Origin of the sequence: Bacillus cytotoxicus NVH 391-98 (genome assembly GCF_000017425.1) — a bacterium.
GTDB classification, from domain to species: Bacteria; Bacillota; Bacilli; order Bacillales; family Bacillaceae_G; genus Bacillus_A; species Bacillus_A cytotoxicus.
The window spans coordinates 3384063-3411046 of the sequence record NC_009674.1 but is presented as its reverse complement, the minus strand read 5'-3'; the positions used below and the strand labels follow the sequence as shown (position 1 = coordinate 3411046).

General features: G+C 36.6%; 25 protein-coding genes, 2 pseudogenes and 1 other annotated feature. Of the genes and pseudogenes, 16 read left to right on the top strand and 11 right to left on the bottom strand.

What is annotated here, in order from left to right:
- Nucleotides 1-59 precede the first annotated feature (59 nt).
- Together ccpA and BCER98_RS16820 are read left to right on the top strand one after the other, a co-directional pair.
- Entirely contained in the window at nt 60-1058 is a 999-nt protein-coding gene (ccpA, locus tag BCER98_RS16825) for a catabolite control protein A (protein WP_012095801.1), read from the top strand.
- A gap of 296 nt (nt 1059-1354) precedes the next feature.
- Entirely contained in the window at nt 1355-1627 is a 273-nt protein-coding gene (locus BCER98_RS16820; protein ID WP_012095800.1) for a DUF3917 domain-containing protein, read from the top strand.
- A 47-nt stretch (nt 1628-1674) separates the two neighbouring features.
- Here the strand turns inward: BCER98_RS16820 and mscL are convergent, their stop codons facing one another.
- From mscL to BCER98_RS16800, 4 genes are all read right to left on the bottom strand, one after another.
- Nucleotides 1675-2073, bottom strand: a complete 399-nt coding sequence (gene mscL / locus BCER98_RS16815) for a large conductance mechanosensitive channel protein MscL (protein WP_012095799.1) — start codon at nt 2071-2073, stop codon at nt 1675-1677.
- Nucleotides 2074-2601: 528 nt separating this feature from the next.
- Nucleotides 2602-3768: an acetoin utilization protein AcuC gene (locus BCER98_RS16810; protein WP_012095798.1), complete on the bottom strand. Its 1167-nt coding sequence runs from the start codon at nt 3766-3768 to the stop codon at nt 2602-2604.
- On the bottom strand, nt 3765-4409 hold the full coding sequence (locus tag BCER98_RS16805; RefSeq protein WP_012095796.1) for an acetoin utilization AcuB family protein: 645 nt from the start codon (nt 4407-4409) through the stop codon (nt 3765-3767). The genes BCER98_RS16810 and BCER98_RS16805 overlap by 4 nt, the downstream gene beginning before the upstream one ends.
- Nucleotides 4410-4425: 16 nt before the next feature.
- Complete coding sequence (locus BCER98_RS16800; protein ID WP_012095795.1) at nt 4426-5058, bottom strand: GNAT family N-acetyltransferase; 633 nt, start codon at nt 5056-5058, stop codon at nt 4426-4428.
- A gap of 177 nt (nt 5059-5235) precedes the next feature.
- Here BCER98_RS16800 and acsA point away from each other — a divergent pair, with 177 nt between their 5' ends.
- The 5 genes and pseudogenes from acsA (at nt 5236) to BCER98_RS22665 (ending at nt 9518) form a co-directional block, all read left to right on the top strand.
- Nucleotides 5236-6954 (top strand): acetate--CoA ligase, encoded by a 1719-nt coding sequence (gene acsA / locus BCER98_RS16795; RefSeq protein ID WP_012095794.1) that lies wholly within the window; start codon nt 5236-5238, stop codon nt 6952-6954.
- Between the two features lie 102 nt (nt 6955-7056).
- Nucleotides 7057-7281: pseudogene (locus tag BCER98_RS23250) on the top strand (hypothetical protein); the annotation flags it as partial.
- Nucleotides 7282-7463: 182 nt separating this feature from the next.
- Nucleotides 7464-7696 (top strand) — a binding site (T-box leader).
- Nucleotides 7697-7763: 67 nt separating this feature from the next.
- Nucleotides 7764-9020, top strand: coding sequence for a tyrosine--tRNA ligase (gene tyrS, locus BCER98_RS16790; protein ID WP_012095793.1), 1257 nt, complete (start codon nt 7764-7766; stop codon nt 9018-9020).
- 145 nt (nt 9021-9165) lie between these two features.
- Nucleotides 9166-9297, top strand: coding sequence for a hypothetical protein (locus tag BCER98_RS16785; protein WP_012095791.1), 132 nt, complete (start codon nt 9166-9168; stop codon nt 9295-9297).
- A gap of 44 nt (nt 9298-9341) precedes the next feature.
- The gene (locus BCER98_RS22665; RefSeq protein WP_012095790.1) at nt 9342-9518 is read left to right on the top strand and encodes a hypothetical protein; all 177 of its coding nucleotides are present in this window, start codon (nt 9342-9344) and stop codon (nt 9516-9518) included.
- A gap of 61 nt (nt 9519-9579) precedes the next feature.
- Here BCER98_RS22665 and BCER98_RS23845 read toward each other — a convergent pair.
- From BCER98_RS23845 to rpsD, 4 genes and pseudogenes are all read right to left on the bottom strand, one after another.
- Nucleotides 9580-9738: pseudogene (locus BCER98_RS23845) on the bottom strand (bacteriocin immunity protein); the annotation flags it as partial.
- Nucleotides 9739-9744: 6 nt separating this feature from the next.
- Nucleotides 9745-10197, bottom strand: coding sequence for an SMI1/KNR4 family protein (locus tag BCER98_RS16780; RefSeq protein WP_012095787.1), 453 nt, complete (start codon nt 10195-10197; stop codon nt 9745-9747).
- A gap of 12 nt (nt 10198-10209) precedes the next feature.
- Nucleotides 10210-11895: an HNH endonuclease gene (locus BCER98_RS16775; RefSeq protein WP_012095786.1), complete on the bottom strand. Its 1686-nt coding sequence runs from the start codon at nt 11893-11895 to the stop codon at nt 10210-10212.
- 416 nt (nt 11896-12311) lie between these two features.
- Entirely contained in the window at nt 12312-12914 is a 603-nt protein-coding gene (gene rpsD, locus BCER98_RS16770) for a 30S ribosomal protein S4 (protein ID WP_012095785.1), read from the bottom strand.
- A 346-nt stretch (nt 12915-13260) separates the two neighbouring features.
- Here rpsD and megL point away from each other — a divergent pair, with 346 nt between their 5' ends.
- Complete coding sequence (gene megL, locus BCER98_RS16765; protein WP_012095784.1) at nt 13261-14451, top strand: methionine gamma-lyase; 1191 nt, start codon at nt 13261-13263, stop codon at nt 14449-14451.
- 59 nt (nt 14452-14510) lie between these two features.
- Here megL and BCER98_RS16760 read toward each other — a convergent pair whose 3' ends face one another.
- Nucleotides 14511-14990, bottom strand: coding sequence for a GAF domain-containing protein (locus BCER98_RS16760; protein ID WP_012095783.1), 480 nt, complete (start codon nt 14988-14990; stop codon nt 14511-14513).
- A 149-nt stretch (nt 14991-15139) separates the two neighbouring features.
- Here BCER98_RS16760 and refZ point away from each other — a divergent pair, with 149 nt between their 5' ends.
- Nucleotides 15140-15778, top strand: coding sequence for a forespore capture DNA-binding protein RefZ (gene refZ / locus BCER98_RS16755; RefSeq protein ID WP_012095782.1), 639 nt, complete (start codon nt 15140-15142; stop codon nt 15776-15778).
- A 38-nt stretch (nt 15779-15816) separates the two neighbouring features.
- Here the strand turns inward: refZ and BCER98_RS16750 are convergent, their stop codons facing one another.
- Entirely contained in the window at nt 15817-16752 is a 936-nt protein-coding gene (locus tag BCER98_RS16750) for a DMT family transporter (protein ID WP_012095781.1), read from the bottom strand.
- 137 nt (nt 16753-16889) lie between these two features.
- Between BCER98_RS16750 and BCER98_RS16745 the strand changes: the two genes are divergently transcribed.
- The 7 genes from BCER98_RS16745 (at nt 16890) to BCER98_RS16715 (ending at nt 25946) form a co-directional block, all read left to right on the top strand.
- Nucleotides 16890-17729, top strand: coding sequence for a LysR family transcriptional regulator (locus tag BCER98_RS16745; RefSeq protein WP_012095780.1), 840 nt, complete (start codon nt 16890-16892; stop codon nt 17727-17729).
- A 217-nt stretch (nt 17730-17946) separates the two neighbouring features.
- Entirely contained in the window at nt 17947-19656 is a 1710-nt protein-coding gene (gene ezrA / locus BCER98_RS16740; protein ID WP_012095779.1) for a septation ring formation regulator EzrA, read from the top strand.
- 186 nt (nt 19657-19842) lie between these two features.
- Nucleotides 19843-20985: a cysteine desulfurase family protein gene (locus BCER98_RS16735; RefSeq protein ID WP_012095778.1), complete on the top strand. Its 1143-nt coding sequence runs from the start codon at nt 19843-19845 to the stop codon at nt 20983-20985.
- A gap of 7 nt (nt 20986-20992) precedes the next feature.
- The gene (thiI, locus tag BCER98_RS16730; RefSeq protein WP_012095777.1) at nt 20993-22204 is read left to right on the top strand and encodes a tRNA uracil 4-sulfurtransferase ThiI; all 1212 of its coding nucleotides are present in this window, start codon (nt 20993-20995) and stop codon (nt 22202-22204) included.
- Nucleotides 22205-22283: 79 nt separating this feature from the next.
- Nucleotides 22284-22481 carry an alpha/beta-type small acid-soluble spore protein gene (locus BCER98_RS16725; protein WP_012095776.1) on the top strand — a complete coding sequence of 66 codons (198 nt, stop codon included), beginning with the start codon at nt 22284-22286 and terminating at the stop codon, nt 22479-22481.
- A 173-nt stretch (nt 22482-22654) separates the two neighbouring features.
- Nucleotides 22655-24241: an acyl-CoA synthetase MbcS gene (gene mbcS, locus BCER98_RS16720; protein WP_012095775.1), complete on the top strand. Its 1587-nt coding sequence runs from the start codon at nt 22655-22657 to the stop codon at nt 24239-24241.
- A 142-nt stretch (nt 24242-24383) separates the two neighbouring features.
- Complete coding sequence (locus BCER98_RS16715) at nt 24384-25946, top strand: amidohydrolase (RefSeq protein WP_012095774.1); 1563 nt, start codon at nt 24384-24386, stop codon at nt 25944-25946.
- Between the two features lie 49 nt (nt 25947-25995).
- Here BCER98_RS16715 and BCER98_RS16710 read toward each other — a convergent pair whose 3' ends face one another.
- A complete protein-coding gene (locus tag BCER98_RS16710) occupies nt 25996-26799 on the bottom strand; it encodes an NAD kinase (protein ID WP_012095773.1) in 804 nt (267 codons plus the stop codon).
- Nucleotides 26800-26984 lie beyond the last annotated feature (185 nt).

Here is a 26984-nt window from a genome sequence, read left to right as displayed (position 1 = left end):
CATTCAAGTGAACCGATACATAAAAATAGATAACATAGATAGAAGGAGTGTGCGAAAAGATGAACGTAACAATCTATGATGTAGCGCGTGAAGCGAATGTTTCAATGGCAACTGTATCACGTGTTGTAAACGGTAATCCAAATGTAAAGCCTACAACAAGAAAGAAAGTATTAGAAGCAATTGACCGCTTAGGATATCGTCCAAATGCGGTAGCGCGTGGTTTAGCAAGTAAAAAAACAACTACAGTAGGGGTTATTATTCCTGATATCTCCAATACATTCTATGCAGAACTTGCACGTGGGATTGAAGATATTGCAACAATGTACAAATATAATATTATTTTAAGTAACTCGGATCAAAATAAAGAAAAAGAGTTCCACTTATTAAATACAATGCTAGGTAAACAAGTAGATGGGATTGTATTCATGGGTGAGGATATTACAGATATTCATGTCGAAGAATTTAAAAAATCTCCAGTACCGATTGTATTAGCGGCATCATTTGATGAGAAGAATGAAACGCCATCAGTAAATATTGATTATACACAAGCAGCTTATGATGCAATAAAGTATTTCTTAGAAAAAGGTCATAAGCGAATTGGTTTCGTATCAGGTCCTTTCGTTGATAAGGCAGGAAGCGCAAAGAAATTACAAGGGTATAAAAAAGCTTTAGAGGAAACTGGTATTTCATATGATGAAAAACTTGTAATTGATGGAGATTACACATATGATTCAGGTTTAGAAGCATTTGAAAAACTTTGGGCACTTGATCAAAAACCAACAGCAATTTTCGTGTCTTCCGATGAAATGGCATTAGGTGTCATCCATGCAGCACAAGACGCTGGCTTACGTGTACCAGAAGATGTAGAAGTGCTTGGATTTGACAATACACGCCTTGCATTAATGGTGCGCCCACAGCTTTCAACAGTCGTACAACCAATGTATGACATCGGTGCAGTAGCGATGCGTTTACTTACAAAATATATGAATAAAGAAAAAGTAGAAGATCATACAGTTATCTTACCTCATCGCATTCAATTTAGAAATTCGACGAAGTAAGGAAAAAAACTCACAGCGCGGCGCTGTGAGTTTTTTTGTTATCTCCGCCGATAAGGTGTCCGCCTTTAAACGAGAAGTTCAACTGAGAATAGTGAAACAGGAAAAAGGGGAACTTAAATTCAGCTTTAAAATACAAGAAATTAGGATGCTCTTTTATATGAATTTGGATTGTCTCATTTGAAGGAGAATATGGAAGAGACATGATAGGGTTCTCTGTATGATCTAGAATCAAAATTCCCTATAAATACACAATGTCATGTATAATAGAAAGAAAAGGCTTGTGAGGAGGGGAAGAGATGATCATTCTTTGGATTATTACGCTTTGTATGACTGCTTTTTTTGCTTATATGACGTTAAAACAAACTGGTTTAAAGCGATTTGTTCCAGGAAGTATTCTTGCCGGAATCGCCCTTATCACATATGTATCTTCTATTTTCATTGAACATGTTTCAGCGGAATGGAGTACAAACTTTGTATTTATCGGCATTACATTATTTGCTGGTAGTATGATGGTATTAATGGTTGCTGGTATTGTTTTTTTTATTCATATGAATTCTGAAACGTTATAAGATATAAAAAAAGCATGTCCCATATGGGCATGCCTTTTATCATTTTATTATGCTCGATCTTTAGAAGCATTTTGTTGTTTCAATAAATCGCGAATTTCGCCAAGAAGAACTTCTTCTTTGGTTGGTTCTGGTACTTCTTCTTTCTTTTCTTCTTCTTTTTTGAATGTTAACTTATTGAATAATTTAATGAATAAGAAGATTGAGAATGCAATGATTAAGAAATCAACAACAGTTTGAATAAATGCACCATATTTTACTACAGCTTTTCCAAATGTAAAGGAAAGTCCTGTGAAGTTTACTCCACCAAGTAGTAATCCAACTAATGGCATGATCACATCACTTACTAATGAAGAAACGATCTTACCAAACGCACCACCAATTACAACCCCGACAGCTAAATCCATGACGTTCCCTTTTAAAGCGAACTTTTTAAACTCATTCCACATACGTTATGCCCGTCCTCTCTAAATTTAATATGAAGATTATAATTCCTCACCATATTTTATAGAAGTTTATATTAGAAATAAAGAGGAAATGAGAATGAAAGTAAATTCAGAAAAGTGTATCCGTTTTATTCTATATTATCCAAATTATGTGATTTAAGTGTTTTAGAGCATAGTAACAGTTTTACTATTTATTACAATTTTAATTCTTTTAGATTGTTAATAACAAGTTTTGTATCAAACAATAAAAGAAAGGTTAATACTCTTGGGATAAAATGATGAATGGAATTTTCAAATCTATGTTATTTCATATTAATAAGAAATACTTGATGAGTAGGAATAAAGCTTTCTGCAAAGACATCCTCAGTCTTATGAAATTGTCAGTAATGATGTGTCATACAAAGGAGTTCTCCATTTCCTCTTGGAAAGATTTCAAAAGTACCATGAAATATATGTACAAGCTATCAATTCTACATAAAATATTATCTTCTTTGAAAAAAGAATAGGAAAAAATCTCCTATTCTTTATGATCTAATACAATGATTTTTTTGTATTATTCCGAATGATTTCGAGAGATTTTGCGACAGTTAGTGCATTTTTTTCTTCAATTTCTGCTTTTCGAGGGATAGGATTGTACATGTTGTTAGGGTCTTCCCATGTGAGAGGAAGTTCAGTTTCAGCTTGTCCTTTCCACGCTTCAATCCATTCTGGAGGGAGATAACCTGAGATGTTTTGGATGTTGTTCATTGTGATCCATATGAGTGCCCATGCTCTTGGGACAACGCGCCACATGTCATAGCCACCGCCACCAACGGCAATCCAGCGCCCATCGCAATATTCATTTGCAATTTCATTAGCGAGTTTTGGAATTTCTCGATAAATTTCTATAGTTGCACAAAGGTGTGTAAGTGGATCATAATAATGCGCATCGGCGCCATTTTGCGTTACAATAATATCTGGTTTAAAATAAGCGGCGACTTCTTTTACAACAGTACGGTAAGACTGTAAAAAAGACTCATCTTCTGTAAAGGCATCGAGTGGAACATTGAAAGAATAGCTATATCCTACACCTTGTCCTCTTTCATTCACTGCACCAGTTCCAGGGAATAAATATCGGCCTGTTTCATGAAGTGAGATGGTACAAACATTTGGATCATCATAAAAAGACCATTGGACACCGTCGCCATGATGGGCATCCGTATCAATATATAACACGCGAAGACCGTATTTTTGTTGTAAATATTTAATCGCAATCGAGCTATCGTTATAAATACAAAAGCCGGATGCTTTTCCGCGGAATCCGTGATGTAGTCCGCCTCCTAAGTTTAATGCACACGTTGCTTTTCCAGACATAACAGCATCTACAGCTGTTAATGTACCGCCAACAAGCAATGCACTTGCTTCATGCATATGAGGAAACATGGGAGTGTCCTCAGTTCCAAGCCCATATGTCATAGCGATTGATTGTTCTAAATGGCCTTCTCCAGCGCGTTTTACCGCATTGATATAGTCCTCTGTATGAATGAGTGCAATTTCCTCATCTGTAGCCATTCGGGGTGGGATGACTTGAGAAGGGGATAAAAACCCACTCTTTACTAATAAATCATATGTAAGTGTTACACGAAGTTGGTTAAAAGGATGCTCAGGGCTAAAAGAATAGCCCTGAAATTTATCTGAATACACGAATACACTTTTCATGCTTGCATCCCCATACTGTTTGGCCATAAGACGTGATACCCCTTTTTTTCAAGTGCTTCAATCACTCTTAGAGGATTCATCGTTTGAATGCGGAAAACGAGCACCTTCTCATTCTCATCTTTTGCTGGGTAGACGAGAACACTTACAATGTTTATTTGTAGATCACTAAAAATAGTAACTACTTTTCCGAGAATACCAGGTTCATTTTTTACTTGAATTTCAATTTGAGAACTTGGTTGATGCGCTCCTGTTAATTTTACTAATGTATGCAGTACTGTAGATTCAGAAATAATGCCCACTAATTTTCCAGCCTTTGTGACAGGAAGGCAACCGATTTTATTTTCGAAAAATAATGTTGCAATTTCTTCAACGAAATCAAGAGGATGGCAAGTCCTAACAGGGTGTTTCATAATGAGGTGAAGCGGTTGTTTTAACATATCGAGTGAAACTTGCTCATCAAGGATAGACGGACTTGCATCTCTTACATCTCGATCAGAAATAATGCCTACTATTTGGGTATTTTGATCGATAATTGGAATGTGCCGAATCCCTTTTGTACGTATTGTTCGGATCGCGGTTTCGATTGTATCATCTGGATGCAGTGCGATAACATCTTGATTCATAATTTCTTCTACAATCATTCCATTCGCCCCCTTTTTAGTACATAAATCGATTCTGGAAACGTAGACGGTCAAATGCTTGAATAGAATTGGTGTCGACGCGTTTGCCAATGCGAACCATTAAACAGTTAGCAGGATGAGAACAAATTTCTGGATCATCTGTAGCCATCCATTGTAAACCACCAGCATTCATCATTTTTTCCATTACTTTTCGATACTCCCAAACATTTAAACCAGTTTGCTTTAAATCCCAATGCCAGTAATACTCAGTCGTTAATATAATATAATCTTCCATGTTATCATCCATCATAGAAACTTCCAGTAAGTTTTTTCCGACAGAGCAGCCACGAAATGCTGGAGCAACTTCAATCGCTCCAAGTTCAATTACATTTTCGATATTCCCTTCTGACCATCTTTCAAGTGGATCAGGATATAAGTATGTAACGTATCCGATAATTGTATGGTCATGCCGAGCGATAATAATGCGAGCTTCTGGTAATTTAGAAATTGCAACGATGGCTTTATATTGTTGCTCGGCAGGGCGAAACGCAACTAAATCGGGATGGAACTCATATGTTTCAAGATTATGGGTAGAAACAGGACCTTCAATTATTAAAGTTCCTTTAGATGTTTTTAAGTTTCTAGCATTATATATTTTTTTATGAATCAACTTTTTACTCACCGCCTTGAGGGTTTGTGAATCTACTATACATCGTACTTTATACGATATGCGATGTGAATCGAATTTTGTCATTAAAAATTTGTCAAAAAAATAACAAATATACTGAAAATTTTAAATAATGTTATTATAATAGATAATAGAATATATAGGGAGGGGATGTAAAGTATGAAAATGGAAACGCTTCCTGTTATTAAAGGAGAACATAATTTACTAAATTATAAAGAAGCATACGCCCATTTTAACTGGGAAGAGGTTCATCAACATTTTTCTTGGCATGAAACGGGCCGAGTAAATATGGCGTATGAGGCAATTGACAAGCATGTAAAATCTGAACGAAAAAATAAAGTTGCCCTGTATTATCAAGATGGCTCTCGAAAAGAGAAATATACATTTAAAGAAATGAAAGATTTTTCTAATAAAGCGGGAAATGTCTTAAAAAATTACGGTGATGTGGAAAAAGGAGATCGCGTTTTTATTTTTATGCCGCGTTCCCCAGAACTATATTTTGCCCTTCTTGGTGCAGTAAAGTTAGGGGCCATTGTTGGTCCGTTATTTGAAGCATTTATGGAAGGTGCAGTACGCGATCGTTTAGAAGATAGCGAAGCGAAGGTGTTAATTACAACTCCTGAATTGTTAGAACGCGTACCATTAAATGATTTACCGGCTTTAAAAACAGTCTTTCTTGTTGGAGAAAATGTAGAAGAAGGTGGAAAAATCGTAGCGTTTAATCCGCTGTTTGAACAGGCTTCAAAAGAATTACATATCGAATGGTTAGACCGTGAAGATGGCCTGATTCTTCATTATACATCTGGCTCGACTGGTAAACCAAAAGGCGTTCTTCATGCACAAAATGCAATGATTCAGCACTATCAAACAGCTAAATGGGTGCTAGATTTAAAAGAAGATGACGTATATTGGTGTACAGCTGATCCAGGTTGGGTAACAGGAACTGCTTACGGTATTTTTGCGCCATGGTTAGTAGGAGCGTCGAATCTTATCTTAGGCGGGCGCTTTAGTCCTGAAGCTTGGTATGAGGCACTAGAAGATTACGGCGTGACAGTTTGGTACAGCGCGCCAACAGCATTCCGAATGTTAATGGGGGCTGGACAAGAAGCGATTAAAAAATATAATTTATCCGAACTTCGTCACGTATTAAGTGTTGGTGAACCGTTGAATCCAGAAGTGATTCGCTGGGGGATGAACGCTTTTGGCCTTCGTATTCATGATACGTGGTGGATGACAGAAACCGGTGGACAAGTGATTTGTAACTATCCTTGTATGGAAATTCGCCCAGGGTCAATGGGGAAACCAATTCCAGGCGTAAAAGCAGCGATTGTTGATAATGAAGGAAATGAAGTACCGCCATACACAATGGGTAATTTGGCAATTGCGAAGGGATGGCCAGCGATGATGCGTGGGATTTGGAACAATCCGCAAAAGTATGAGTCATACTTCATGCCAGGCGATTGGTATGTATCAGGCGACTCTGCGTATATGGATGAAGATGGTTACTTTTGGTTCCAAGGACGTATTGACGATGTTATTATGACATCGGGTGAACGTGTTGGTCCGTTTGAAGTAGAAAGTAAATTAATTGAGCATACTGCGGTAGCGGAAGCAGGTGTAATTGGTATTCCTGATCCAGTACGAGGGGAAATTATTAAAGCGTTTATTGCACTTCGCGCAGGGTATGAACCATCTGATGAATTAAAAGAAGATATTCGTCAATTTGTGAAAAAAGGTCTAGCAGCTCATGCAGCGCCAAGACAAATTGAATTTAGAGATAAATTACCGAAGACAAGAAGTGGTAAAATTATGCGACGCGTATTAAAGGCATGGGAGTTAAACTTACCAACAGGTGATTTATCAACGATGGAAGATTAAAAAAGAAAGGTATGAACGTCACTTCGTTCATACTTTTCTTTTTATTTTATATATACGTATTGAAAAGGCTATGCAAAGAAGAGCATCAAAGGAAAGGAATAACACTGTGGTCTAAAGAATTTTCGCCGCGGGAGAGCGATTGCTTTTTTAGAGATGATGACTTTGAAACGCAGAGTGATTAAATAGCAGTGAGATGCACCAGAGTTTCAATCCATTCAGCAAATTTTAGGAAAAGCCGTCAATATGGCAATTAACGAATTTAGTCAGTTATTTGAAATATATGAAAGTGAAACAACAGAAATATATAATGAGAAAGGGTTGGAATGAAACAAATAAATAATTATATCGATTTGTCGATTGTATTTCATTTTTCATTATTAGCGGGTATCCCTATTCTTTCTCTAATTACGATATGGGTGACAACTTTGTAAAAAATAAGTGTTGGAATAAATTTCCGGTTTCATTTGACATGTTTATATAAATGATGGTATAAAGAAAAGTATATAAATAATTGAGCGTGGAAAGGGAGAAGTAGTGATCATTTCCCTGTTTTAGAGAGCTGATGGTCGGTGGAAATCAGCACATAGATGATCGCGAATTACGCCCCTCGAGCATCTTTTTTCGATTGAATTAGATTAGATTCAAAAGGGAAAAGACGGTGATGAGCCGTTATGTGAATGAGGTGGTAGGCTATTTGGCCTGCAACTAGGGTGGTATCGCGATGATCAAAATCGTCCCTTATTTGAGGGGCGATTTTTTTATGTTTTCACATTTCACGCCACATTACATTAAAGGAGAGTATGTAGAATATGAATATTTTACAAGATCTTGAGTTTCGCGGTTTGATTAATCAGCAAACAGATGCTGAAGGTTTAGAACAATTATTAGAAAAAGAAAGCGTTAAATTATACTGTGGTTTTGACCCAACAGCAGATAGCTTACACATCGGACATATGTTACCGATTTTAATGTTGCGTCGCTTTCAATTAGCTGGTCATCAACCAATCGCACTTGTAGGTGGTGGTACTGGTATGATCGGGGACCCAAGTGGTAAAAAAGCAGAGCGTACATTAAATACGAAGGATACAGTTGCTTACTACACTGAAAGTATTAAAAAACAGCTTTCAAACTTCTTAGAATTTGAAAATGTAGAAAATCCAGCAGTAATGGCAAATAACTACGACTGGCTTGGCAACTTAGATGTTATTACATTCTTACGTGACATCGGTAAAAACTTCGGTTTAAACTACATGTTAGCAAAAGATACAGTTGCATCTCGTTTAGAAACTGGTATTTCATTTACGGAATTTAGTTACATGATTTTACAATCATATGACTTCTTAAACTTATATAAAAACCATGGTTGCCGTCTGCAAATTGGTGGTAGTGACCAATGGGGTAACATTACAGCGGGACTTGAATTAATCCGTAAATCGGAAGAAGATGCGAAAGCATTCGGGTTAACAATTCCACTTGTTACAAAATCTGACGGTACGAAGTTTGGAAAAACAGAAGGCGGTGCAGTTTGGTTAGACCCAGAGAAAACAACTCCTTACGAGTTCTATCAATTCTGGATTAACACAGATGACCGCGATGTTGTGAAATATTTAAAATACTTCACATTCCTATCTCATGAAGAAATTCTTGATTTAGAAAAACAAGTAGCTGAAGCACCTGAAAAACGTGTAGCACAAAAAGCATTAGCTTCTGAAATGACAAAGCTTGTTCACGGCGAAGAAGCATTAGAACAAGCAATTAAAATTTCTGCAGCTTTATTTAGTGGTTCTGTAGCAGAATTAACAGCAGATGAAATTGAACAAGGCTTCAAAGATGTACCATCTGTAGACCGCAGCGCAGAAGATACAGGGTTAATTGACTTACTTGTAGAAAGCAAAATTTCTCCATCAAAACGTCAAGCACGTGAAGATGTTACAAACGGTGCGATTTATATAAACGGTGAGCGCACACAAGAATTAGATTACGTTGTCACAGAAAAAGATCGCATCGAAGGGAAATTCACAATCATTCGCCGCGGTAAAAAGAAATATTTCTTAATTCGTTATTAAGAAATAGAACATATAAGACAGAAAGGCTTTGAGGATTTATTCCTCAAAGCCTTTTTGTCTTAAACTTTTTCGTATGTTCATACAGAAGTCACACGCTAGGAGTAATATATATGTATGCCATATAACAGAAAGGGGTGTATAAAAAATGTCACTAGAAGCGCTTATTATATTTTCTCTGCTACATGCTGGTCAGCTTGCGGAGAATACACAAAGCGATGTACACAAAAATTCGAAAGATGCTTATGTATATGTGGAAAAACAAGAGGATGAAAAATGATTTTTATTTTATATATAGTGAATCAGTAATAGCAAAGTGTATGAATGATAAATAGAGCTTTAATTCATCATACAGAACTAAATGATGTTTTTGATGGGAATAGCATTTTAGAAGAACTTTCAAGTGAGTATCAATTAAGTCTACGTGAAGATATGTTTGAAGCATTGACTGGCTTAGAAGAAGGTACGCTGGCTAACATTAGATCGAATAAAACAGTATAAAATGGATTAGGTAATGAAGAAAGCCGCTCATTTTTAGGGGGGCGGCTTGTACTTTAATATTTTATTTTTCTTCTTCTTCTTCTTCTTTGTAATTCAACGCAATCTCTACTAGTTCTTCTGGTGTTAAGTCTCTAAAATCCCAAAAGATTATATCGCTTGGAGCGGGATGAGGCACACCACTATTATTAAATTGGTTTACATATTCATTAAGTTCTTCTTTTTTCTTTTATTCGTCGTCTTCAAAATCGCGTAAGCTATCCAGCAATTCTGTAAAAGATGAACAAACAGGGTAAATTGCTTCTTCCATCTCTTCTTCCTCATGGTCCCAAAATACAACGGTTGGGGCTTCGGGATTATTTCGGTAATCAAAGCATAGAAGGTTACCAAACGGGTCTCTAGCAAAAGGGTATACTTTATCAACTAATCTATCTTTTATACCTTCATAGTTTTGGACAATTGAATATTTATCTTCTATATGAAGAGTTAAGAGGTCACTGAATACATTTTCATTTTGTCCTAGTACATCAAATACTTTTGGGTTAGGGTATCCCCCGTCATATTTCTTCACGCACGCAACAAAATCGTTGGGTAATTTAATATTAAAATATTGTTCTACCTTTTGGATTTCTTCGTCTGTAACTGGTGTTTTACTCATAAAGGACCATGTAATATTGTTCATTTTTGCCACTCCTTATTTATCGCTATCTTTTCCCCAAATTCGATACCCACCTGTATGGCCGGTATCGTGATGTATCTGATAATTTACAAGTTGCATTCTACCAGTATCTTGATGGTGATGCCAAGTGTAATGCTTTGGTGTTTCACCTTGTTTAAACATTTGAATTTCTTCTTTCGTAAATTTTGAAGCTAAATCAGGGTCTTTTATTATTTGTTCGTATAATGCTTTACTACATTTTCTAAAATGTGTTGTTCTAGATTTTTTGAAGTCTGCCTCTTTTAGGATTACCTCACCCTTAGATTTAAAAATAGGGAACCCATCTGCATCATATGGAATACCTGTAACAGGATGTTTATCTCCTGCTAACTCACCTTTTCTTAATCTTATTGTCTTAGGGCCATTTGGACCTTCATAAGTATATGGAGCTGCTTTCTGCAAATACTGTTGGATACTTCCAACTCCTGCATATGAGAGGTGATTACCAGCCTTGAACTCATAGTTATTTAGTATATGTAGCGCATTTCTGTATGCTGAGGAATTAGTTATAAGAGATTCCCCTTTAGTAAGGCTTGTCATAGCAGCTACCTCACCTACTTTTGAAATTTTATCTACACCTTTTGTTCCGGCAACAGCAAACATACCATGCCCCATTGCATTTCCATACCATTCAGCTCGACTATTCCAGTCTCCATTAGTAACATCACGATTCCAAGAATCGGAAATTGTTTGTTTTATCGCATTGAATGTTCCGGTTGGATCAGAAAAAGCTTCAATCGTGTCATTAAATGTATTTATTGGATGGAGAGCTGCATTTGCAATTCCTAATAATTCACCACCTAAAGCGTTGTCCATTCCTTTTTTTATATGATAGGGCACACCTAATCCAGCTTTTTCAAACGCAGCTGCAATTTTATCATCAGTGACAGCTTTTATTTTACTATATTTCCTATAAAAATCTTCAACACCATGTTTAAACTTATCCAGTAAAGATTCATCTTTTTTCTCACTGTTTAATGGACCACACATTGCCCCTTCTTCAATTGAACTACTCTTTAGATGGTTTTCAGCCTGACGTGCCCTTTCTTCTCCAATCGCTTGAATTGAAGCTGCCCATTCCATATTCAATCCTTGCGTACTAAATGTACCACTTGCAGGACTAAACCCTTTTCCACTTTGGACTTCGGCTAAACCTGTCGCAATGCTAGTGGCTAATTGAATTGCTGTATTATAGTTATCGCTAGATGTTTGATTAAATTCATATAGGTGTTCTAACTTTTCTTGCAGTTTACGCCTCATGACAGCAAAAAGGTTTACCATAGCATCCATACCTGGTATTGGCATAGTTTGGTTGATCGCTTCCGTACTTGCTATCATTCGATCAATTTCTCGAATTTGTTCTAATATTTCTTGTTCGATTACATCTGTGGAAGCGACTTGTGATTGAAATTGACTCGGAAAGGCATCATTCTGACGGATTAATTCCTCACATAAGTAAATAATTCCCTGTGCTAAAGGACGAAAGGTTTGTACAAAAAATGCTTTTGCACTACTATATGTTTGTCCTTGCAGAACAGTATCAATTGCAAAAGCGTCAATCGACTGAATGGCTTGTTCCATACCTTGAATGGTAGCGGTACAGAAAGCATTCATACCTTCTGTTTGAGTCTGTACTTCTCCCAAATACATATTTAAACTCATAAATTTTCCCCCTTAACAAGTAAATGATACCAATTTAAGGATGAAACTGTAAATATTACATTGTAATGCATTGATTAGAGGGACACATTAAAACGAACTTATCTATATTTATAATGAAAGGGTGAGTAGTAATTATGAGGCAATCTAAATTAAATAATATAACAAGGAAAAAAGCTATGTGGACTATTGAAATAACAGAAGAAAAGGTACGTAAATTTAAGGCCTATATTAAAAAGTATTTTGTCTAAAAAGCATGGAAAACAATTTTAATTATGTGCCTAACTATAGGGGATATAACGATTCAGTAATTTTATTTAAGGTATTTTACAAACCATAAGAACAGCAAAAAACCCTAGAAAAGACGTTATAATAACGCTTCTAGGGTTTTTAATACTAGCATCTACTAAGCGATTGAATTAACGAGAGTAGAACTCTACGATTAACGCTTCGTTGATTTCAGCTGGTAACTCAGCACGCTCAGCGTGACGAGTGAAAGTAGCTTCTAATTTGTCAGCATCGAAAGTTAAGTATTCTGGTACGAAGTTGTTAACTTCCATAGCTTCTTTAATTACAGCTAGGTTGCGAGATTTTTCGCGAACGCTGATTGTTTGACCTGGTTTCACGCGGTAAGATGGGATATCTACGCGAGCGCCATCTACCATGATGTGACCGTGGTTTACTAATTGGCGAGCTGCGCGACGAGTGCGAGCTAAGCCCATGCGGTAAACTAGGTTGTCAAGACGAGCTTCAAGAAGGATCATGAAGTTTTCGCCGTGTTTACCTGGCATTTTACCTGCTTGGTCAAATGTGCGACGGAATTGACGTTCAGTCATGCCGTACATGTGACGAAGTTTTTGTTTTTCTTGTAATTGTAAACCGTATTCAGAAAGTTTCTTACGTTGGTTAGGACCGTGAGGACCTGGTGCGTAAGGGCGTTTTTCTAATTCTTTACCTGTGCCGCTTAGAGAGATACCAAGACGACGAGACAGTTTCCAAGCTGGACCTGTATAACGAGCCATAGTTGACTCCTCCTTTAATGTTTTTATTTACGTAAAATAAAAACAGACGTAATTGACATTTACGGGTATTTTGTTTTCATGTACCTTCGCTCCAGCAGCAGGGAGTTACGAGATACACCTCTTGAGAGGAACAAAATACAAACGATAAATTCAAATTACAAGGCTGCCTTTTTATTTTACACAAACGCTATTATATCTGTTTCCCGAAATTTCGTCAAGCTAGTTCGTTTTTTATTTATGCATATAAAATTTGGAAATGACAAGGAGGGATTCAGAACATTCAGAAAGAATTTTAGAAACGTATAGAAAACGTTTACATAATATAGAAACATAAGGGGGATGTTTTATGAAAAAGAGCAATATGGAGACAGATTTCATTCATTATGGATATGAACCAGGTGTACATAAAGGAAGCTTAACGCCACCTTTATTTCAAACTTCAACTTATACATTTGAAACAGCGAAACAAGGGGAAGATAGTTTTACTGGGCAAGATTCATCCTATATTTACTCACGGCTTGGTAATCCGACTGTAGAGTTATTTGAAGAACGCATGGCAGCTTTAGAAGGGGGAGAAGTTGCATTAGCGTTTGGATCGGGTATGGCTTCTATTTCGGCGACATTGCTTGCTTGTTTACGTGCAGGGGATCATATGATTTGTTCCAATGGCTTATACGGTTGTACGTACGGTTTTTTGGAAGTGTTAGAGGAAAAATTTATGATTTCACATTCATTTTGTGATATGGAAACGGATGAGCAGATTGAGAAAGAAATTCTTCCGAATACGAAGTTGATTTTCGTTGAAACACCTATTAATCCAACAATGAAACTGATTGATTTAGAAAAAGTGATTAAAGTAGCAAAGAAAAATCATTTACTTGTTATTGTTGATAATACATTTTGTTCTCCATACTTACAAAATCCACTTGTTCTTGGGTGTGATGCGGTTCTTCATAGCGCAACGAAATATATTGGGGGACATGGTGATGTAGTTGCGGGAGTTACTGTTTGTAAAACGAGGGAGTTAGCCGAAAAAATCCGTCCGATTCGAAAAGATATTGGGGGAATTATGGCGCCTTTTGATGCATGGTTATTATTAAGAGGGCTAAAAACGTTAGCTGTTCGAATGGATCGACATTGTGATAATGCGGAGAAGGTAGTAGCTTTTTTGAAAAATCATGAAAAGGTTGAAAAGGTTTGGTATCCAGAAGGAGAACGAGCATCTCGGCAAATGAAGCGTGGTGGGGGTGTTATTTCGTTCTCTATTAAAGGAGGAAAAGAAGAAGCACAAGCTTTTATGGACAAATTAAATTTGATTGCGATTGCGGTCAGTCTTGGTGATACAGAAACATTAGTACAGCATCCCGCGACAATGACACATGCGGTCATTCCAGCAGAAGTTCGTCAGAAAATGGAGATTTTTGATAATTTAATTCGTTTATCTGTCGGTTTAGAATCATGGGAAGATATTATTTCTGATTTACAGCAGGCGTTAAATAGCAGCAACGTTATATCCTCTAGCATACATTATAAATAAAAAGAATGAGCTATCGATTTAGTAATCATTACTTGATCGATAGCTCATTCTTTTCTTACTTACATATGTTTTAGGAGCGTTTCCACAAATTTTTCTAAATATTGTTGATCTACTTTGTCAAAACGATTTTTTTCAGGGCTATCAATATCTAATACACCGATTACGTTGCCTTCTTTTATCATCGGTACAACAATTTCAGAATTAGATGCGCTATCACAAGCGATATGTCCAGGGAATTGATGAACATCTGCGACAAGTTGTGTTGTTTTTGTTTCAGCTGCCACACCACAAACACCGCGGCCAAAAGGAATACGCACGCACGCAGGCATGCCTTGGAACGGTCCGAGTACAAGCTCGTTTCCTTCTGTTACATAAAAACCAACCCAGTTAATGCGTTCTAAAAATTGATTGAGTAGTGCGGAAGCATTTGCTAAATTTGCGACTGTATTGGATTCGCCTGTTAACAAAGCATCAAGTTGCTTAATTACAGTTTCATATTGCTTTTCACGTGAACCTACATAGCTTTCTTTTGTAAACATGGAAACGTCATCCTTTCTGGCGATAAATGTAAAATCATAGCAAAATACGCTGTATTCTTTATGACTTTGTCGATAGAAAATTAAAGGAATTTGTCTTAAAAGTCAAGAAATTTAAACTATAGCTGTTCAAAGTGAGAGGACGTGAGCACATGAAACATACGAAACAAAAGGTGATGGATGCAGCGATTTCATTGTTTTATACGAAAGGGTATAATGGAACATCAGTGCGTGATATTGCAAAACGAGCGGATGTGAATGTGGCTAATATTTCATATTATTTTGCTAGTAAGCAAGGTTTATTAGAACAGCTTATGACTGATTTTTTAGAAGGGTATATTCGTGTGATTGAAGTGGCTTTTGAACAAAGGGAGTATGTACCAGCTAAAGAAGTACTGAATCGAATGATTAAAGGGATTTTACGATATCAATTTGAGAATCGTGAACTGACGCGTTTCTTTTATCGAGAGCTATCAATAGATACGACGTTAATTCGTGAAGTTATGACTGTTTATTTTTCAAAAGAAAGATACTATATAGAGCAAATTATTAGGCAAGGACAAGTGCAACAAGAGTTTCAAAAAGTGTCATTTACAATGTTTATGACGCAGCTAAAAGGGATGATAAATATGCCATATTTATATCCGCAATATGTATCGGAAGTCTTGCATTCTTATCCTTCCGAAGCATTCTTTTTAGAAATGTATACGAAGGAAATTGAGCGATGGCTGGAACAAGCGTTATATATAACAAATATATATTATCCGTTACCAAAGGCGGTTCATATGTAAAATGCCCCCACCTAATTAAGCTGAGGTGGGGGTATTTCTTATCTCGCTCTTTGTCGGTATTTTTTTCGTTGCCATAAGTTATTGCAAAGCAAAGCGATAATTGTTAGAGCTGCGCCAATCACTTCGATTTTTGTAATGATATATCCACGAAACATAGATCCGATAAGCGAGAATACAGGAACTAAATTCATAAATAAAATTCCGTTAATGGATGAAATGAAACGATTTCCCATATTCCAGCAAAAGACGGCGATCACTCCTGCAAGAATTGACATATAAAATAATTCGAAGCGAATAGTAAGGATTGTCGAAATAGACGGTACAGAAATAAATTTTATATAAGCTAATATACTCACAATGATAAGAAGTGCAATAGAGCCAAAGAAACAAGTGAGTGTTGTGTACCGAAGTGGTGACCAAGATGGAAAATGGGAAGCGCCATTTGTGTAAATGACCCAGCACATAACGCCGCACAGCATGAATAGATTTGTAGATATATGGCTTGCTGCTCCAAATAATAAATAAATATTACCTTTTGAAATAACGAGCATGACACCAATCAGAGCACAAAACATAAAAAGGAATGTATAGTTTTGTGGTCGTTTATTTTTTGTCACCCACTGTAGTAATAAAGCAAGAAGCGGCATAAGAGATTGAATCATAGCGGCATGAATGGCTCCTGAAGGTCCGGCTAATTGTTGACCATAAAAAACGAGAAATCCATATCCAGCAAAGCCAACTGTTCCGAAAAACAATAACGAAAGAATTTTCTTTTCTAAGCGAAAAGAGGATATGCCTTCAAATGCTAAGAGAAGTATGATAAAAATAATAGCTGCGGATCCGTAGCGAATTGTTGTAAAGAAAAATGGATCTATAAATTGTAGGGCACTGGCCATAACAGGAAACATAAATCCCCAAGATGTTACGGCGAGTAAACATAAAAATGAACCGAGTAGTAGTTGCTTTTTACTCAAGAGTATCGTTCTCCTTTTTAATTCGATATAGTAAGTTCATCAAATGAAGCATGAAGAGAGTATAGCGCTTGTTTAATAGATAGAGGAAATACCGTTTTTTTATAACGGCTATAATTTTTAGTTAGAGGTGTATGGTTATGGATTTTGAAGCGATACGATCGCTAATTGAGGTCAAACAGCAAAAGAGTTTATCGAAAGCGAGTAAACTGCTGCATATTTCGCAACCGGCGCTGAGTAAGCAAATTCAGAGGTTAGAAGCAGACCTTGAGGTGACAATATTAAAGCGATCTGCTCAAGGAGTTGAATTAACAGAAGCTGGGGAATTATTTTTAAGCCGGATGGAACCCATTTTAAAACAAATCAATGAAGTGAAGATGGAACTAAGGGGATATCAAGTAAAGAAAAAAATTTCTCTTGGTATATTGCCGAGTTTAGCAGCTCATTATATATCGAGATATAAAGGAATATTGGAAAAAACATACGAAGTAGAATGGTATATTGAGCATACAAAAATATTAATGGAATTATTTAAAGCGCGGAAGATAGATGCGATGTTAATTGATTCTTCCGTAGATGATGCAAAGTATATAAGAAAAGTACGCCAAGAACATATCGTTTGTGTTGTTTCAAGTGAGCATATATATAAAGGTAAAAAAATTATAAAAGTGAGCGACTTGCAGCATGAAAAACTCATTATTTATCCAGAGATTTGTGATGTGAGAAAAATGATTATGACAGTATTTCAGGGAGTGGGAGTCAAGCCGACAATCGCTGTTGAAACACCGTATGCGGAGCCGATGTTGGCGATGGTACGAGCGGGAGTAGGAATTACACTACTGCCAGAAATCGCAGTAAAACAAGGGGGGAAAGAAGGTATTTGTATGATTCCTATAGAGCCAGCATTAACGAGATGCATTTATTTTGTATCTCATAGGGAAGAGGAAACGTTTGTACAAATATTTGGAGAGATAGATTAAAATTGGATATTTATGTAAAAGAGATATAGAAATATGCCCCTTATAACAAAAGAAACATGAAATTTTAAAAAAACTAGGTCAAAAACAAGGCATAACATGGTATGATTATTACATTGTTAGTTGTTAAATATAGGGGATTTCCCTTTTTATACATAATGCCTTCCATTTCATAAACGGAACGGACAAAAATAGAGATACAATTAGGAGGCTTTTTTGCATGGATTCTATCTTAACGATCGTTATCATTGTGGTAAGCTCTATTCTAGTGCTACTCATGATAGAGCTCATGATAAGAAATCGTTCATATAAAGATATCGAAGCACTGGAACAGTGGCAACAAGAAATAAAAGATAAACCGGTTGCAGATGAATTGAAACGGGTAAAAGATTTAAATATGACAGGGCAAACAGAAGAGTTGTTTGGAAAGTGGCGTGAAGACTGGGATGAAATCGTAGCAACAATTCTTCCAAAAGCCGAAAAAGATTTAGAAGGCGCACGGAAATATGCCTCGCAATTTTCCTTCCGAAAAGCAAAGTATGCGATGAATGAAGCTATTAGCAACTTAGATGAAGCGGATAATCGTATCACGGATATTTTAAACGAATTACAGCAATTATTAGAGAGTCATGAGAAAAATAGTGCGGAAATTGATGGATTACGCGATGTATATCGTAATATGAAGAAGAGTGTACTTGCGCACCGTCACATGTATGGCGCGGCAGAGCAGAAGATTGAAGAGTTGTTAGATGTCGAATCTGACAAATTTCAAAAATTTGAGGAAGCAACAGCGAATGGTGATTATTTAAAAGCAAGAGACATTGTAATGAGTTTAGAAGAAGGGTTATCAAACTTGGAAGGCATGATCCAGGAAGTTCCTGACTTATTAGTAGAGTGTCAGGCTACATTACCAGTACAATTAGAAGATTTATTACAAGGCCATGACGAAATGAAAAAGCAAGGCTATGTCTTAAATCATTTGGAAATCCCTAAAGAAGTACGTGATATGACGAAACAACTACAAACATGTCTAATAGATATACAAGAGCTTCATATTACAGAAGCAGCAGAGAAAATTGAAGCTTTAAAGACGCGTTTAGACACGTTATATGATCAATTAGAAAAAGAAGTGCATGCGAAATATTATGTGGAGCAAAAAACGATACGTGTTTACGATGACTTAGAAGAGATTCATGAACAAGCGCTTGAAACAAAAGCAGAAACACAGTTTGTGAAACAAAGCTATCAGTTACAAGATAAAGATATTGAATCGCAAAAGATCATTGAAAAGCAAATGCACATTTTGATGAAACGCTTTGAAGTATTGCAATTACGTGTTGCAGAGCAAGATATTGCATTTTCTGTTATTCGTGAAGAACTTGAAGAGATTTATGAGCAATGTGAAACGTTAAAAGTCCTTCATGCAGAATATAAAGAGATGCTACAGGCAATGCGTAAGGAAGAATTTGAAGCACGTGAGAAATTACAAGAGATGCGCAATATGATTTTAGAGACAAAACGTCTTATGCAAAAGTCTAACTTGCCAGGTCTTCCAGAGAGTATTATGGAAGAGTTACAAAAGGGGCAAGAAGCAATGCAGGCTGTATATGGACACTTAGAATTAAAACCACTGAATATGCATGTAGTAAATAGCGAGTTAGAGGAAGCATATGCGATTGTAAATGATGTATCTGAACGAACACAAGATGTGATTGGTCAAGCATATTTAGTAGAAAAATTAATTCAATATGGTAATCGCTATCGTAGCCAAGATATGGATTTAGCCTATAGTTTAGACAACGCGGAGAGATTATTCCGTGAATATGAATATGATGCGGCTTTAGAACAAGCAGCTTCCGTTTTAGAACAACTGGAACCTGGTGTTGTTCAAAAAATTGCTGAGTTTGTAGATAATGAACAAACCTCTTGATGAAAAGAGGTTTGTTTTTTTATGTCTCAATGTGTAAATTAACAGATGATGTTGTTATAATGAATAGCGGAATAACACAAAGCTTTTCGTTTCAAGATACAAAGCAAACCTTTGTATATGTTTAGCGTAATTGCACAGATTTATGATATGATTATATGATGTGACAGCGCTGAAAGGGGAAGAACGATGATCTATTTTGACAATAGTGCGACGACAAAGCCATATCCAGAAGTCCTACAATCTTATGTAACAGTTGCAGGGAAATACTTTGGAAATCCTTCTTCTATTCATTCGCTTGGAGGAGAAGCTGAACATTTATTAACGCAATCAAGAACGCTTGTAGCACAGCTTCTGCATGTTAAGCCTTCAGAAATTATTTTCACATCGGGTGGAACGGAAGGAAATAACCTTGCGATTAAAGGAATAGCGATGAAGAATCGCTCTCGTGGCAAACATATTATTACAACAAATATTGAACACGCATCTGTGTTTGAAGCATATAAACAATTAGAGGAGCTTGGTTTTGAGGTAACATACTTACCTGTGAACGAGCATGGTGTTGTGTCTGTTCAAGATGTAAAACAAGCAATTCGTGATGAAACCATTTTAGTTTCTATGATTCACGTCAATAATGAAACGGGGGCAATTCAGCCGATTACTGAGGTCGGTGAATTGTTAACAAACTATCCGAAAATAAGATTTCATGTGGATCATGTACAAGGGATTGGAAAAGTACCGCTTGATTTTCATGCTTCTCATATTGATCTTTGTTCAATATCAGGACATAAATTTCATAGTGTAAAAGGAACAGGACTTTTATATGTACGTGATGGCGTTCGGTTAGACCCGCTTTTATCAGGTGGCCAGCAAGAGCTTCGCTATCGTTCAGGTACAGAGAACTTACCTGGTATTGTAGCTATGGTGAAGGCGCTGCGGATGACAATGGAACACATGAACGAAAAAATTACTCATTTACAAACGTTACAAGCAGAATTGATTCGTTTCTTTGAGAGCATGGAAGGTGTAACAATTAATACATCACTTCAGCATGCTGCCCCTCATATTTTAAATGTATCATTTGTTGGGTTAAAACCAGAGGTAGTTGTTCATGCTTTAGAGGAACATGAAGTATATGTATCAACGAAATCAGCTTGTTCTTCAAAAGCAAATGAGGTGAGCCGTGTATTAGTCTCAATGGGATTGCCATATGACGTAGCTGCGAGTGCGATCCGCATTAGTTTAGCACCGGAAAATACAATGGAAGAAGTAAAACAATTTGAAGACATTATAAAAGAGACATTGCCAAAATTATATGAAGTGATGAGGTAAAGAGAATATGATGAAATATGACCACATTTTAGTTCGTTATGGTGAAATGACGACAAAAGGAAAGAACCGTTCGAAGTTCGTTAGTACGTTAAAAGATAACGTGAAGTTTAAGTTGAAAAAATTCCCAAACATTAAAATTAATGCAACGCATGATCGCATGTATATTGAATTAAATGGTGAAGATCATGAGGCAATTGCAGAGAGCTTAAAAGATGTATTTGGCATCCATAAGTTTAATTTAGCAATGAAAGTACCATCAGAATTAGAAGAAATTAAAAAAGGTGCACTCGCTGCTTTCTTATTAATAAAAAAACCTGTAAAAACATTTAAAATTACAGTACATCGTTCGTATAAACATTTCCCAATGCAAACGATGGAATTACTGCCAGAAATCGGCGGATATGTTTTAGAAAATACGGAAGATATCATGGTGGATGTGCATAATCCAGATGTAAATATTCGTATAGAAATCCGTAGTGGCTATAGCTATATCATGTGTGATGAGCGTATGGGAGCAGGCGGTTTACCTGTTGGTGTTGGCGGCAAAGTGATGGTGCTTCTATCTGGCGGTATTGATAGCCCGGTGGCTGCTTACTTAACAATGAAACGCGGTGTATCTGTGGAGGCTGTGCATTTTCATAGTCCGCCGTTCACAAGTGAACGCGCAAAACAAAAAGTAATTGATTTGGCACAAGAGCTAACGAAATATTGTAAACGTGTAACGCTTCATCTTGTTCCATTTACAGAGGTGCAAAAGACTATTAATAAGGAAATTCCATCTAGTTATACGATGACAGTGATGCGCCGTATGATGATGCGTATTACGGAGCGCATTGCTGAAGAACGTAATGCGTTAGCAATTACAACTGGTGAAAGTCTTGGACAAGTAGCGAGTCAAACGTTAGATAGTATGCATACGATTAATGAAGTGACAAACTATCCAGTATTACGTCCTCTTATTACAATGGACAAATTAGAAATTATAAAAATTGCGAATGAAATTGGCACATATGATATTTCTATTCGTCCATATGAAGATTGCTGTACAGTATTTACACCAGCAAATCCAGCGACAAAACCAAAGCGTGAAAAGGCAAGTCGTTTTGAAGCAAAATATGATTTTACACCGTTACTTGAACAAGCTGTTGCAAATACAGAAACAATGGTGTTGCAAACAGTAGACAAGGCAGAAGAAGATCAATTTGAAGATCTTTTCTAAAACCATAAATTACCACCATTAGATGTGTATGAAGTCATATCGTTTATCACACTCTATACTCACAAGGAGGTGATACCATATGGCACGTAACACAAACAAACTAGCAGTTCCTGGTGCTGAATCAGCATTAGACCAAATGAAATATGAAATCGCTCAAGAGTTTGGTGTTCAACTTGGAGCAGATGCAACATCTCGCGCTAACGGTTCTGTTGGTGGCGAAATTACAAAACGTCTAGTTTCTTTAGCAGAACAACAATTAGGCGGTTTCCACAAATAATCTCATATATCATGGCTGAGAAGGAGCGGGTACATCCGCTCCTTCTTTTTTGATGGAAGAAAACAAAAGAATCCTTTCGACATCGATGAAAAATTTTTCAAAAGAAGAGGGTTCAAAATTTACAGAAAATTCTTTATTATAAAAGGGAGGCATAGTGACAAAGGAGGATATTGATGAAGAGAGAAGAATTATTAGCGCCACCGTCGTATAATTTAGTTACAGAGATAGAGAAATATATGAATGAAAAAGACAAGTTAGCATTAATTTGGCAGGATGAGAAGGGAGCAAGAAGAGAGGTTACATACTTTGAATTAATAAAAGGAGCAAATAAAATTGGAAACGCTTTTATAAAAAGTGGTTTGCAAAAAGGGGACAAGCTTCTTATTATGATGCCGCGTTTAATCGAAGCGTATATGACATATATAGGAGCAATTAAAGCAGGATTTGTTGTAATTCCAAGTTCTGAAATGCTTCGCAAAAAAGATATTGAATATCGTATTCAACATGGAGAAGTAAAAGCTATTATAAGTTATGAACCATATATTTCACAATTTGAAGGAATAGAGGGAATGGATTCTCTTCAAAAATTTGTGTTAAGTGAAAAAGAAGTAGATGGATGGGCGAATTTAAATACTGCATTAGAAACAGAAAGTGATGTATTAGATATTGTCAAGACGGATAAGGAAGATATGGTCTTTTTATCTTATACATCAGGAACGACAGGAAACCCAAAAGGTGTTGTTCATACACATGCTTGGGGGTATGCACATTTGCGGACGAGCGCTCCGAATTGGCTTGGAATTGAAGAGAATGATATTGTATGGGCAACGGCTAGTCCAGGATGGCAAAAGTGGATTTGGAGTCCGTTTTTAGCAACTCTCGGTTCAGGTGCAACTGGATTTGTATATCACGGTAAATTTGAGCCGAAAACATACTTACAGCTATTAGATGAGAACCAAGTAAATGTGCTTTGCTGTACGCCGACAGAATATCGTTTAATGGCCAAGGTGGAAAACTTGCAGCAATATAATTTAAAGGCATTGCACAGTGCTGTATCCGCAGGAGAGCCGTTAAATCGTGAGGTCATTGAAACGTTCCAAAAGCACTTTCAGGTTACTGTTAGAGATGGATATGGTCAAACAGAAAATACATTGCTCATTGGTGTTATGAAAGGGATGGAAATAAGACCGGGATCGATGGGAAAACCAACGCCGGGGAATCAAGTAGAAATTATCAATGAAGAAGGACACCCTGTATCTGTTGGAGAAGTGGGAGATATTGCTGTTCATATTGATACACCGGCACTCTTTAAACAATATTATAAAGATGATGAACGTACAGCAATGCAATTCCGTGGTGATTACTATATTACAGGGGATAAAGCGAAAAAAGATGAAGACGGCTATTTTTGGTTTGAAGGCCGCGGTGATGATATTATTATTAGTTCTGGCTACACAATTGGCCCATTTGAGGTGGAAGATGCACTTGTGAAGCATCCATATGTAAGAGAATGCGCAGTAGTAGCGAGCCCAGATGAGATTCGCGGAAGTGTCGTAAAGGCATTTATCGTATTAAGAGACAATGTACAGGAAAAAGAAGATACATTGATCCCTTTACTCCAAGAACATGTTAAAACATTAACAGCACCTTATAAATATCCTCGTAAGATTGAATTTGTAGACGAACTACCAAAAACGATTTCCGGAAAAATTAGACGTGTTGAACTTAGAAAACAGGAAATGGAATTGCGGTTAAAGTAAAAGATATATTGAATATAGAATGGTAAGTGTCAACAATCTTAGCGAATCAAAATGAATATTGGAACAGCACCATATGATGTGAAATGGTGCTTTTTTTCTACATTTTGATTTCGTATGCTAAAAGGATGAGGAGGTTAAAAGGATGGGGGAATTATGGTACGGCGGAAACATTTATACGATGGAAGAAGAGAATGAAAAAGTAGAAGCGGTTTATGTTGAAAACGGAAGGATTGTTGATATAGGAACAAAACAGGACTTAGAAATTCGTTATCCATTTGAACAGTTACACAATTTAGAAGGGCGAACAATGCTTCCAGGCCTTGTTGATAGTCACATGCATCTAATTGGACATGGTGAAAGACTCCTTCGATTAGATTTATCAAAGTGTACATCTTATGAGGAAGTATTGGCTCTTGTTACAGAAAGAGTAAAAGAGACACCAGTAGGTTCTTGGATTATTGGAGAAGGGTGGAATGAAAATAATTTTACAGATACAAAAAACGTTCATGCTCATGATTTAGATAGGATTTCAAAGGAGCATCCCACTTTGTTAAAACGCGTTTGTCGTCATGTTACTTGGATAAATTCATACATACTAAAAAAAGCCAATATAACGGCAGAAACAAAGGAGCCAAAAGGTGGGAAAATCGGTCGTGATTCTTCAGGTAGATTAACGGGGCTTTTATATGAACAAGCGCAAGAGTTGATCAAACATGTTCAGCCTGAAATAAATGAAACATACTTACAAAGGGCTTTGAAGGTGGCTATTCGTGATTGCTGGAAATATGGGCTAGTAGGGGGACATACGGAAGATTTAAATTATTATGGAGGCTTTAAAAAAACATATGACGCGTTTTCATATGTCATAAAAGAAATGCCTTTTAAAGCACATTTGCTCGTTCATCATGAAGTTGCCGATGAGCGAAAAGAATATGAGAATACGCACTACATTGAATTTGGTGCGATGAAAATCTTTTCTGATGGTTCTTTTGGCGGGAGAACGGCATTATTAAGCGAGCCGTATGAGGATGCAAAAGAGACCAATGGTGTCGCGATTTATTCGCGAAATGAGCTCGCCGATCTTGTGAAAAAAGCTCGCGACTTACAAATGCCAGTTGCGATTCATACTATTGGTGATTTGTCGCTAGAGTACGTCATTGAGGCACTAGAGTTATACCGTCCTGCAGAAGGATTACGTGATCGCATTATTCATTGTCAACTGGCAAGGGAGGATTTAATTGAACGGATGAAGAAGTTGCAGGTTATTATTGATATTCAGCCCGTGTTTGTTTCATCTGATTTTCCATCTGTTATTGAAAAATTGGGAGAGCGTCGTCTTCGCTATGCATATGCTTGGAAGACTTTACTTCATGCAGGCTTACATTGTAATGGAGGCTCAGATGCGCCAATAGAACAAGTAAATCCGTTTTTAGGTATATATAGTGCTGTAACGCGAAGAAGTTTTATTGATGGAGTATGCTATATGCCTAAAGAGAGATTAACGGTATTTGAAGCAGTGTCCTTATTTACAACGGGAAGTGCTTATGCAATTGGAAAAGAGAAAAGGTGCGGAAAAATTATGAGAGGATATGAAGCTGATTTTACGATTATAGACCGGGATATATTTCATATACCGGTAGAAGAACTAAAAGATATTCAAGCTATAACAGTTGTAATAGACGGGAAAATTGTGCATCAAAAATAAGATTAACACAAAAGAGTGCTAGAGCATTTGCTAGCACTCTTTTCATTACTTATAAAAACGTTCTCTGTACTTTTTCCCAGAAAGAGTTGTTTTTTAATTTCACTGTTTTAATCTGTTTATCGCTTAAACACACAACAGCTTTTTCGACTTGTTTAATACTCAGCGCTTCGTTATCCATTCCTATAACAGGATAATCGTTCCCCTCTGGTCGGAGCTTTAAAGTTAATGTACGTTCATGATTTAAAATAAATGGTGATCCGAGTGTACGATATGTGTTGTTATTTAAAGAGGCAAGTTCGCTTATTTGGAAACATGGGATAAGCGGATCAACAACAGCGCCCTGCAATGATTTATTATAAGCTGTGCTACCTGTCGGTGTAGAAATAACTAAGCCATCTCCCCGAAATGTTTCAAAATATAAGTCATCGACGTAGACATCGACGACGAATGTTTTAATAATGCTAGAGCGCAAAGAAAACTCATTTAAGCAATGAAAAGATGTATCTTGATCGACATCTATTTTAATTGTTGGATATTTACGTACTTCGATTTCATTTTTTGTAATCTCTTGAAGAGCTGATTCAACATGGTTAATATGGAAGTCGCAGTAGAAAGAAATTTCATCTTTCGCAGAAACACCTGCATATAGGCAATCTTCTCGAAAGCCAGTTTTACGAACAGCTTGTAAGAAGGTTCCATCATCTCCAACACTGACGATAGCATTTGCATTTTTTGGATGATCTAATATGGTAAAGCCGTTTTCCTCTAAAATATGATATATCGGCTTCATTTTTTCAATAAGAGCTGTTTTGTCATCACCATAAAAGAAAAATAAATTACGACGATCTGCCATTGCGTATCCCTCCATTGCAGTCTAATTATGTTTCGTGAGAAAAATCTTTCTGGACGATATGTTCAAATAGTATATTTCGATATAAAAAGCCAAAATCCCTTTTCGTTTTTAGAAAAATTTATATTTTCATTCTTCTTGAAAGCAGTTTAATGATGCATAAATTTGTCGATAATGGGTATGGAATG